The organism is Micromonospora zingiberis, from assembly GCF_004331455.1.
In the GTDB taxonomy this organism is placed as follows: Bacteria; Actinomycetota; Actinomycetes; order Mycobacteriales; family Micromonosporaceae; genus Micromonospora; species Micromonospora zingiberis.
In genome coordinates this window covers 175,418-185,655 of the sequence record NZ_SJJR01000012.1, presented here as the reverse complement: position 1 = coordinate 185,655, position 10,238 = coordinate 175,418, and the positions used below count along the sequence as shown (strand labels likewise).

10 protein-coding genes are annotated in these 10,238 nt (G+C 72.6%); all 10 read right to left on the bottom strand.

What is annotated here, in order from left to right:
- Positions 1-272 precede the first annotated feature (272 nt).
- The 10 genes from E0H26_RS18880 to kynU all read right to left on the bottom strand — a co-directional run bounded on the left by E0H26_RS18880 (position 273) and on the right by kynU (position 10,232).
- Positions 273-1,274 carry an amidohydrolase family protein gene (locus E0H26_RS18880; protein ID WP_206025226.1) on the bottom strand — a complete coding sequence of 334 codons (1,002 nt, stop codon included), beginning with the start codon at positions 1,272-1,274 and terminating at the stop codon, positions 273-275.
- 11 nt (positions 1,275-1,285) lie between these two features.
- Complete coding sequence (locus E0H26_RS18875) at positions 1,286-1,810, bottom strand: 3-hydroxyanthranilate 3,4-dioxygenase (protein ID WP_131305327.1); 525 nt, start codon at positions 1,808-1,810, stop codon at positions 1,286-1,288.
- Entirely contained in the window at positions 1,807-2,238 is a 432-nt protein-coding gene (locus E0H26_RS18870) for a RidA family protein (protein WP_131305325.1), read from the bottom strand. Before E0H26_RS18870 ends, E0H26_RS18875 begins: the two co-directional genes overlap by 4 nt.
- A 213-nt stretch (positions 2,239-2,451) precedes the next feature.
- The gene (locus E0H26_RS18865) at positions 2,452-3,225 is read right to left on the bottom strand and encodes a 2-keto-4-pentenoate hydratase (protein ID WP_131305323.1); all 774 of its coding nucleotides are present in this window, start codon (positions 3,223-3,225) and stop codon (positions 2,452-2,454) included.
- On the bottom strand, positions 3,222-4,307 hold the full coding sequence (gene dmpG / locus E0H26_RS18860; protein WP_131305321.1) for a 4-hydroxy-2-oxovalerate aldolase: 1,086 nt from the start codon (positions 4,305-4,307) through the stop codon (positions 3,222-3,224). Before dmpG ends, E0H26_RS18865 begins: the two co-directional genes overlap by 4 nt.
- Positions 4,304-5,227, bottom strand: coding sequence for an acetaldehyde dehydrogenase (acetylating) (locus E0H26_RS18855; RefSeq protein ID WP_131305319.1), 924 nt, complete (start codon positions 5,225-5,227; stop codon positions 4,304-4,306). The genes dmpG and E0H26_RS18855 overlap by 4 nt, the downstream gene beginning before the upstream one ends.
- Positions 5,224-6,015 (bottom strand): 2-keto-4-pentenoate hydratase, encoded by a 792-nt coding sequence (locus E0H26_RS18850; RefSeq protein ID WP_131305317.1) that lies wholly within the window; start codon positions 6,013-6,015, stop codon positions 5,224-5,226. Before E0H26_RS18850 ends, E0H26_RS18855 begins: the two co-directional genes overlap by 4 nt.
- Positions 6,012-7,493 carry a 2-hydroxymuconic semialdehyde dehydrogenase gene (locus E0H26_RS18845; protein ID WP_131305358.1) on the bottom strand — a complete coding sequence of 494 codons (1,482 nt, stop codon included), beginning with the start codon at positions 7,491-7,493 and terminating at the stop codon, positions 6,012-6,014. Before E0H26_RS18845 ends, E0H26_RS18850 begins: the two co-directional genes overlap by 4 nt.
- Before the next feature lie 20 nt (positions 7,494-7,513).
- Entirely contained in the window at positions 7,514-8,848 is a 1,335-nt protein-coding gene (locus tag E0H26_RS18840; RefSeq protein WP_131305315.1) for an FAD-dependent oxidoreductase, read from the bottom strand.
- Between the two features lie 106 nt (positions 8,849-8,954).
- Positions 8,955-10,232 (bottom strand): kynureninase, encoded by a 1,278-nt coding sequence (gene kynU, locus E0H26_RS18835; protein WP_131305313.1) that lies wholly within the window; start codon positions 10,230-10,232, stop codon positions 8,955-8,957.
- Positions 10,233-10,238: the final 6 nt, after the last annotated feature.

The window sequence follows — 10,238 nt, the reverse complement described above, 5'->3', positions numbered from 1 at the left end:
CGCGGGCGGGTGACGCGGGCGGGTGACGCGGGCGGGTGACGCGGGCGGGTGACGCGGGCGGGTGACGCGGGCGGGTGACGCGGGCGGGTGACGCGGGCGGGTGACGCGGGCGGGTGACGCGGGCGGGTGGCGCGGGCGGGTGGCGCGGGCGGGTGGCGCGGGCGGGTGGCGCGGGCGGGTGGCGCGGGCGGGTGGCGCGGGCGGGTGGCGCGGGCGGGTGGCGCGGGCGGGTGGCGCGGGCGGGTGGCGCGGGCGGCGTTGGGGTAGGGGGGTCAGCCGTGCAGGAAGCGCAGGGCGTTGGCGGAGAGCAGGGCGGTGCGTTGGGTGTCGGTGAGGAAGTCGGCGTCGTGGACGACCTGGCCGACCGGGCGCTCGCCCAGCGGGTACGGGTAGTCGCTGCCGAGCAGCACCTGGTCCGCGCCCATGGTGTCGACCAGCAGGCGCAGCGCGGGCGGCGAGAAGACCACCGAGTCGACGTAGAAGCGGTCGACGTAGGAGCTGGGCGGTGCGGTGGAGGCGCCGCGTACCAGGTCGCCGCGGCGGTGCCAGGCGTTGTCGGCGCGCCCCAGCCAGAACGGAAAGCTGCCGCCGCCGTGGGCGAAGCAGATCCGCAGCGTCGGGGGCACCCGGTCGAAGACGCCACCGAGGATCATCGACAGCACCGACAGGTGGGTCTCGGCGGGCATTCCGGTGAGCCAGCGGGCCATCCACCGGTCCAGCCGGGGGCCGCCGGGCATGTCCCACGGGTGGACGAAGACCGGGGCGCCGACCTGCGCGCAGTGGGTCAGGAACGTCACGATGCCCGCGTCGTCCAGATCCCGGTCGCCGACGTGGTTGCCGATTTCGACGCCGACGTGACCGGCCGCCAGGCAGCGGTCCAGTTCGGCGCAGGCCGCCTCCGGGTCCTGCAACGGCACCTGGCAGAACGGCAGCAGCCGGTCACCGCCGGCCGCGGTGACCTCCAGGGTCAGGTCGTTGAAGATGCGGGCCACCTTCACCGCCTGGTCGGCTGGGCGGTCGTAGCCGAAGAAGACCGGGGTGGGCGAGACCAACTGCACGTCGACACCGTCGGCGGCCATGTCGGCCAGCCGGGTCGGCGCGTCCCAGCACTGCGCGCCGACCGGCCGGAACTCGGTCTCGCCAACCATGATCATGGCGGCGCGCTCCGAGTCGACCCGCAGCCAGGGCCAGCCGGACCCGCCGCACGCGACGGCCAGGTCCGGCCACCCCTTCGGTACGACGTGCGTGTGCACGTCCACCACGGGACTCGGCAACGGCTGGGCCATCAGCCCTTGCCCGGGTGCAGCGTGCCGCAGTTGTCGCAGGTGCGGGCCGCCTCGTCGGCGTAGAACGCGCCGAAGACCGGGGGCAGGTCGGCGGCGATGTCGCGCACCTGCAACTCGACCTCGTGCACCCGGTGCCCGCACTCGGGGCAGTACCACTGGAACTTCTCCAGCGTCCCCTCCGGACGGACCCGCTCGACCACCACGCCGATCGAGCCGGGCTCCGGCCGCTGCGGCGAGTGCGGGACGTTGCGCGGCAGCATCCACATCTGTCCCTCGCGTACGTGCACCGTACGCGGACCCTCCGGGGTCATCAGGTTGATGTGCATGTTGCCCTTGACCTGGTAGAAGAACTCCTCGTACGGGTCGACGTGGAAGTCGGTGCGCTGGTTGGGCCCGCCGACCACCATCACGATGAAGTCGTCGGAGCCGGGGAACATCTCCTTGTTGCCCACCGGGGGCTTGAGCAGGTGCTGGTTCTCGGCGATCCAGCCCGGGAAGCTGAACGGCTCGGCGATCTCACTCACGACTGACCTCCTCTGGACAGCAGGGCCACGGCCTGCATCTCGATCAGCAGGTGCGGGTGCGGCAACTGGTGCACGGCCACGGTCGTCCGGGTCGGCCCGGTGGCGTCGAAGAACTCCGCCCACACCTCGTTGTATCCACCAAAATCGTTCATGTTGACCAGGTACGACGTCACCTGCACCAGGTCGGACAGCTCGGCGCCGACCGAGCGCAGCAGATCGCCGATGTTCTCGATCACCGCGCGGGTCTGCACCCGGATGTCCAGGTCCGTCGTACCGAACTCGTCCACCGACACACCGGCGAAGCTGTTGTCCGGCCGCCGCGACGACGTACCGGACACGAAGACGAAGCCGCCCGCGACCTTGACGTGCGGGAACGCCCCCCGAGGAACGGCCTTCCCCGCCACCACCCGCGCCCCCTCAACGCCCATGCCACAACACCCCCGGCAGCCAGACCCGGACCCCGACCACATCAGACCCCCACCCACCCGGCAGCGAAGCGCCGATGCCGACCACGTCAAGGGTTCCGGGCAGCCCACCCGGCGCAGGGATCAAGCCTGACCGCCCGGAGCCGGGTGGGCTGCCCGGAACCCCCACCGCCGCGCCCTCCACCACCGCGCCCCCCACCACCGCGACCCGCGCCATCACGACGACGCCCGAAGCGAAGCGCTGCCCAGCTTCTCCACGACCGCCCGCACCTGAGCACCCGCACGCAGCGGCACCGCGGCCGTGGCGGCGCCGGCCAGGAACACCCAGCCCTCGCGCAACCGCACCCCGTGCCGCCCGGCCAGCCGGATGCCCTCGTCCAGCGCCCGGCGCGGATCGCCGAGGATGGCCGCCGTCGAGCCGACCTGCGCCACCCGGCCGTCGACCTCCAGCAGCACGCCGAGGTTCTCCAGCCCGTCCGGCACCGGCGACCACGGCCCGACCACGAACGCGCCGGCCGAGGTGTTGTCGGCGATCACGTCGGGCAGCGAGAAGCGGAAGTTCGCGTACCGGGAGTCGATCAGCTCGATCGCCGGGGCGACCGCGCGTACCGCGTCGGTGAAGTCGCCGACCGGCTCGCCGGGCTCGGGCAGCCGGTCCAGCAGGAACGCCACCTCGGGCTCGACCCGGGGGTGGATGAAGCGCGACACGTCGACCGTGCCGCCGTCGGGCACCCGCATCAGGTCGGTGAGCCGACCCCAGATCACCTCGTCCACGCCGACCTGCGCCATCTTCGCCTTGCTGGTCAGCCCCATCTTCAGGCCGACCAGCCGCTCGCCGCGGCCCAGTCGACGCTGCACGAGCGCGGCCTGCACCGCGTACGCGGCGTCGACGTCGAGGCCGGTCTCGGCGGCGAGCTGCGGGATCGCGGTGACATCGTCGGCGGCCCGGCCCAACTGCTCGGCGAGGCCCGCGAGATCTGGGCCGGTCATGACTTCTCCTCGGTTCGTGGGGTGGCGGTCGGCTCACCGGCACCGGCCAGGTCCAGCGCCACGTCGACGATCATGTCCTCCTGGCCGCCGACCATCCGCCGCCGACCCAACTCGACCAGGATCGAGCGGACGTCCACGCCGTACCGGGCCGAGGCACGCTCGGCGTGCCGCAGGAAGCTCGAATAGACCCCGGCGTAGCCCAGGGAGAGGGTTTCCCGGTCGACCTGGACCGGCCGGTCCTGGAGCGGGCGGACGATGTCGTCGGCGGCGTCCATCAGCGCGAACACGTCGCAGCCGTGCTTCCAGCCGTGCAGTTCGGCGACCGCGACGAAGACCTCCAGCGGCGCGTTACCGGCCCCGGCGCCCATCCCGGCCAGTGAGGCGTCCACCCGGACGGTACGCCCGGACGGCGAACCGACCGGCCCGGCACCGGCGATGCGGCCGTGTTCTACGGCGACCACGCTGTTGGCCACGCCGAGGGACAGGTTGTGGTGGGCGTGGATGCCGATCTGCGTGCCCGGTTCCAACACCTGCCGGTACGCGTCGACCCGCTGCGCCACGTCGGACATCAGCAGCCGGCCACCGGAGTCGGTGACGTAGACGCAGTGTGCTCCGTACGACTCCATCAGCTTGGCCTGCGCGGCCAGCCCGGCCGGGTCGTTCATGTGCGACATCATCAGGAAGCCGGCCACGTCCATGCCGTTCTCCCGGGCCCAGGAGATGTGCTGGGCGGAGATGTCCGCCTCGGTGCAGTGGGTGGCGATCCGGACGCTGGTCACGCCGAGCGCCTTGGCCGCCTTCAGGTCGGCGATGGTGCCGATGCCGGGCAGCAGCAGGGTGGTCAGCTTCGCGTCCGTCAGCACCTCGGCCGCCGCCGCGATCCATTCGGCGTCGCTGGCCGCGCCGTGGCCGTAGTTGACGCTGGATCCGGCCAGGCCGTCGCCGTGCGCCACCTCGATGGCGGCCACCCCGGCGGCGTCCAGCGCGGCGGCGATGGTGCGGACCTGGTCGACGGTGTAGCGGTGGGCGATGGCGTGCATGCCGTCGCGCAGCGTCACGTCCTGGATGTACAGCTCCGTCATCGCTGCCTCCCCACCGAAACCAGCCGCTCCGCGGTACGCAGCGCGGCCGAGGTCATGATGTCCAGGTTCCCGGCGTACGCGGGCAGGTAGTGCCCGGCGCCGGCGACCTCCAGGAAGACCGAGACCTGGAGGCCGGTCAGCTGCCGGCCCAGGCTCGGCAGGTACGTGTCCACCCGGTCGAACTGCACGTCCTGCTTGAGCCGGTAACCCGGGACGTACGCCTGCACGGCGGCCACCATCTCGGCGACCGAGGCGGCGATGGCGGCCCGGTCGGCGTCCGGGTCGGGGCAGAGGCAGTAGACGGTGTCGCGCATCAGCAGCGGCGGCTCGGCCGGGTTGAGCACGATGATGGCCTTGCCCCGGTCGGCGCCGCCGACCACCTCGATCGCCCGGGCCGTGGTCTCGGTGAACTCGTCGATGTTGGCGCGGGTGCCCGGACCGGCCGAGCGGGAGGCGATCGAGGCGACGATCTCGCCGTACGCCACCGGGGTGATCCGGCGGACCGCGGCGACGATCGGCACGGTCGCCTGGCCGCCGCAGGTGACCATGTTGACGTTCGGCTCGGCCAGGTGCTCGTCCAGGTTGACCGGTGGCACCACGTACGGGCCGACGGCGGCCGGGGTCAGGTCGACCACCCGGCGACCGTGGGCGCGCAGCACGGCGTCGTGGTGCCGGTGCGCACCGGCCGAGGTGGCGTCGAAGACCAGCTCGACGTCGGCGAACTCGGGCATCGCCACCAGCCCGTCGACTCCCTTCGCGGTGGTCGCCACGCCGAGCCGGTGGGCCCGGGCCAGGCCGTCGGAGGCCGGGTCGATGCCCGCCATCGCCACCATCCGCAGCCGCTCACTGAGCCGCAGCACCTTGATCATCAGGTCGGTGCCGATGTTGCCCGACCCGATCACCGCCACACCGACGCTCATGAAGCCTCCCGGGAGAAACAGGTCCGCACCGAGCCGAGGCCGGAGATCCGGGCCTCGTACGCCGCGCCGGGCGTCACCGGCACCATCGGGCCCAGTGCGCCGGAGAGCACCACGTCACCGGCGCGCAGCGGGTCACCGGCGCGGGCCATAGTGCCGGCCAGCCAGGCCAGCGCGTGCAACGGGTTGCCCAGGCAGGCCGCCCCGGCACCGACCGACACCGGCTCGCCGGCGTGCTCCAGGACCATCCCGCACAGCCGCAGGTCCACGTCGGCGATCCGGCGCGGCGTGGTACCGAGCACGAACAGCCCGCTGGAGGCGTTGTCCGCCACGGTGTCCACGATGGAGATGTCCCAGCCGGCGACCCGCGAGTCGACGATCTCGATGGCCGGCAGCAGGTGATCGACGGCGCGCAGCAGGTCGACCGTGGTGACCCGATCGTCGGGCAGGTCGGCGCTGAGCACGAACGCCACCTCCGCCTCGACGCGCGGCTGCAACAGCCGGTCGATCGCCACCTCGGCGCCGTCGGGCGCCGCCATCGTGTCGGTGAGTACGCCGAAGTCCGGCTCGTACACGCCGAGGTTCTCCTGCACCGCCCGGGAGGTCAGCCCGATCTTCGCGCCCACCCGGCGCTGTCCGGCGGCCAGCCACTCGCGTACCTGGAGCTGCTGCACCCGGTACGCGGACTCGACGTCCCCCTCCGGTAGCAGCCGCCCGCGCAACGGTGGACAGGGTTTGCCGTGCTCCCGGGCCGCAGCCAGTTCCTGGGCCGCCGACGCGATGTCAGTCATGTCAGGTCCACGCAGACGTTTGTGAGTTCGGAGTAGAAGTCGAGCGAGTGCACGCCGCCCTCGCGGCCGATGCCGGAGGCCTTCACCCCGCCGAACGGGGTACGCAGGTCGCGCAGGAACCAGGTGTTGACCCAGACGATGCCGGCGTCCAGCCGCAGTCCGGCCCGGTGCGCCCGGCCCACGTCCCGGGTCCAGACCGTCGCCGCCAGGCCGTACTCGGTGCCGTTGGCCAGCGCGTACGCCTCGTCTTCGGTGTCGAACGGCGCGACGTGCACCACCGGGCCGAAGATCTCCTCGGTGTTCGTCCGGGCCTCCGGTCCGAGCCCGGTCAGCACGGTCGGCTGCACGTACGCGCCGCCGTCGCGGGCGTCACCGAAGCGGGGCGTCCCACCACCGGCGAGCACCTGCGCGCCCTCGGTCCGGGCCAGTTCGTAGTGACCGAGCACCTTGTCCCGGTGGGCGTGCGAGATCAGCGGCATGTTCACCGTCGCCTCGTCGGCCGGCCAGCCGTACGCCAACTCGTCGGCCCGCTTGGCCAGCCGGGCGGTGAACTCCTCGAACACCGGCCGCTGCACGTAGATCCGCTCGGTGCAGAGGCACACCTGGCCGCCGTTGGTGAAGCTGGACCGCACCGAGCCGGCGACCGCCGCGTCCAGGTCGGCGTCGGCGAAGACCAGACCGGCGTTCTTGCCGCCCAGTTCGAAGCTGACCGCCTTCACCCCGTCGGCGGCGGCCCGCATGATGGCCCCGCCGGTGGCGGACTCACCGGTGAAGGTGATCGCGTCGACACCCGGATGCCGGGTGAGGAACTCCCCGGCCGAGTCCGGGCCGAAGCCGTGCACCAGGTTGAACACGCCGTCGGGTACGCCGGCCGCGGCCATCACCTCGGCGAGCAGCGTGGCCGAGGCGGGGGTCTCCTCGCTGGGCTTGACCACCACCGCGTTGCCGCAGGCCAGGGCGGGGGCGACCTTCCAGGTGAGCAGCAGCAGCGGCAGGTTCCACGGCACGATGACGGCTACCACGCCGACCGGTTTGCGGACCGCGTAGTTGAGCGCCCGGCCGCCGGTCGGGGTGACCGTGGTGAACGACTCGGTCGGCGCGGTCGCCACGATCTCGGCGAAGGCCCGGAAGTTGGCGGCGCCACGCGGGATGTCCAGGGTGCGGGCCTGCGAGATGGCCTTGCCGGTGTCGGCGACCTCGGCGGCCACCAGGTCGTCGAAACGGCGTTCCAGCTCGTCGGCGACCCGCCGCAGCACCTCGGCGCGCTCCCGCTCCCCCATCCGGCCCCACGGCCCGCGCAGTGCCGCGCGGGCGGCGGCCACCGCGTCGTCCACCGTGGACCAGCTCGCCTCGACCACCTCGAAGACCGGTTCGCCGGTCACCGGGCTGCGCTTGGTGAACCGGCTGCCGGCGTCGTGGAACTCGCCGCCCACGAAGTTGCGCAGCAGCCCGGGGCCGTCCGGCGCGTGGCCGGTCATCAGCCGGGGATCCCAGAGCGTCATCCTCGCCTCCCACGTCCGAACGCCAGCACCGCACCGGCCAGCACCGCCGCCGCGCCGGCCGCCACCGCCCCGAGTACCTGGTACTGCCGGCGGACCCGGCGCCGCACCTGCGCGTACGGGACGGTGGAGAAGGAGACCAACTCGTACTGGGAGACGTAGTGGCCGGGCAGGGCCCGCTCCAGCGCGTGCTCGATCTTCTTGCGGGTCCGGAACACCGGCGAGGCGACCTTGTCGCGCATCTCCACGAAGTTGGCCAACGCCATCTGGGCGATCGCCTCGGCATTGTCCTGCCGGCGTCGTTGGAACAGCGGCAGCGCCATCGCCCAGTCGTCGGCGCACTCGTCCAGGCAGCGGTCCAGCTCGACCACGTCCTCGAAGGCGCAGTTCGCGCCCTGACCGTAGAAGGGCACGATGGCGTGCGCGGCGTCGCCGAGCAGGCCCACCCGCCCGTCGACCTGCCACGGGTCACACCGCACCGTGCCGAGTACGCCGACCGGGTTGTGCTGGTAGTCGTCGACCAGGTTCGGGGCCAGCGGCGGCAGGTCCGGGTAGTGCTGGGCGAAGTGCTGCTCGATCGCCGCCGCACTGCCCAGCGACGCGAAGCTGGCAGTGCCGTGGGTGGGCCAGAACAACGTGCAGGTGAAGGAGCGGTCGGGGTTGGGCAGGGCGATCATCATCGAGGTGCCGCGCGGCCAGATGTGCAGTGCGCCCGGGTCGAGGGCGAATTCCCCACCCAGCGGCGGGATGGTGAGTTCCTTGTAGCCGTAGTCGAGGAAGTCGACGCTCTCGGTGAGCAGGCCGTGGGCGAGCAGTTGTCCGCGTACCGCCGAGCCGGCGCCGTCGGTGCCGAGCACGACCTTGGCGTTCGCGGTGACCGTGCCCTGCGGGGTCTCGAAGGTCATCGCCCCGGTGTCCGGGTCGAGCCCGACCAGCCGGTGGTCGAAGGCGATCCGCACCTGCGGCAGCTTGGCGGCGGCCTCCAGCAGGGCGTTGTTCAGCGCGCCCCGGCTGATCGAGTTGATCGCCCGGTCACCGTCCACGCTGTACGGCTGGAAGCCCGGCTCGCCCACCACCGGGTGCACCATCCGGCCGCGCATCGGCAGCGCGTCGGCCATCACCTGCTCGTCGAGCCCGATGCGGCGCAGCGCGTCCAGGCCCCGCTCGGAGAGCGCCAGGTTGATCGAGCGGCCCCGCTCGGCGGTTCCGGTACGCGGATCGGGTCGCCGCTCGTAGAGCGCCACCGGATGACCCCGCCGGGCCAGGAAGCAGGCCAGCAGACAGCCGGCCAGGCCGGCGCCCACCACCGCGATCTCGTCGTGCCGGGTCTCCATCAGCGCTGCCTGCCTTCCGGTCGGGGCTGTGCGGCCCGCCTCGCGCTCATCGGAACAAGCCTTTCGTTCGCGACTGCGGGGCTCCGCTGCGCTGCACTCCTCGCGCTCACGCCTGCCGCTCCACGGTGGCGGCCAGCGCGTCGGCGACTCGCCAGCAGTCGTGGTACGTCGAGTAGAGCGGCACCGGGGCGAACCGGACGACGTCCGGCTCCCGGGCGTCGGCGATCACCCCGTGCTCGTACCGCAGCCGCTTGGTCAGCTCGTTGGCGCTGCCCGCGCCGATGCGTACCGACAGCTGGCAGCCCCGCCGGTGCGGATCGCGCGGGGTGACCACGGTCAACGGCCGGTCGGCGGTCACCACGTCGAGCAGCCGTTCCAGGTAGCCGGTGAGCCGCAGACTGCGCTCGCGCAGCGCCGGCATCCCGACCGAGTCGAACAGTTCCAGCGAGGTACGGACCGGGCCCATCGCGTAGATCGGTGGGTTGGAGATCTGCCACGCCTCGACGGTGGCCGGCGGCCGGCTCATCGGGGTCATCTCGAACCGGGTGGCCGCCGCCGTGCTCCACCAGCCCTCGAACCGGGGCAGCGTGGGGTCGCCGTGATGCCGTTCGTGCACGAAGACCCCGGCCAGCGCGCCGGGCCCGGAGTTGAGGTACTTGTACGAGCACCAGGCCGCGAAGTCGACGTCCCAGTCGTGCAGCGACAGCGGCACGTTGCCCGCCGCGTGCGCCAGGTCCCAGCCGACGACGGCCCCGGCGGCCCGGCCGGCGGCGGTGATCGTCGGGATGTCCATCAGCTCGCCGGTGAGGTAGTTGACCCCGCCGAGCAGGACCAGCGCGACGGTGTGTCCCTCCGCCGCCAGGAACGCGGTGACGTCCTCGGTGCGCAGGTTCTCCTCGCCGGCCCGTGGGGTCAGCCGGACCACGGTGGTGTCGGGGTCCAGCCCGTGGAACCGGGCCTGGCTGCGCACCGCGTAGCTGTCCGACGGGAAGGCGCTGTCCTCGATGACGATCCGGGTCCGCGCGCCGGTCGGCCGGTAGAAGCTGACCATCAGCAGGTGCAGGTTGACCGTCAGCGAGTTCATCACCACGGTCTCGGTGGGCCGGGCGCCGACCAGTCGGGCGGCCGGCGCCGTCAACAGCTCGTGGTACGGCAACCAGGGGCGTTCCGCCTCCAGGTGCCCCTCGACGCCGAGTCGGCTCCAGGCGTCCAGGTCGGCCAGCAACTCGGTGCGGGTGGCCTTCGGTTGCAGGCCGAGCGAGTTGCCCGCCAGGTAAGCGGTTTCGGGATAGCGCCCGCCGTCGGCCGGCGGCACGTGGAACAGGTGCCGGTGACCGGCGTCGGCGGCGTCCAGGCGGTGGGCCTCATGCTCCGTGGCGTTCATTGTCAC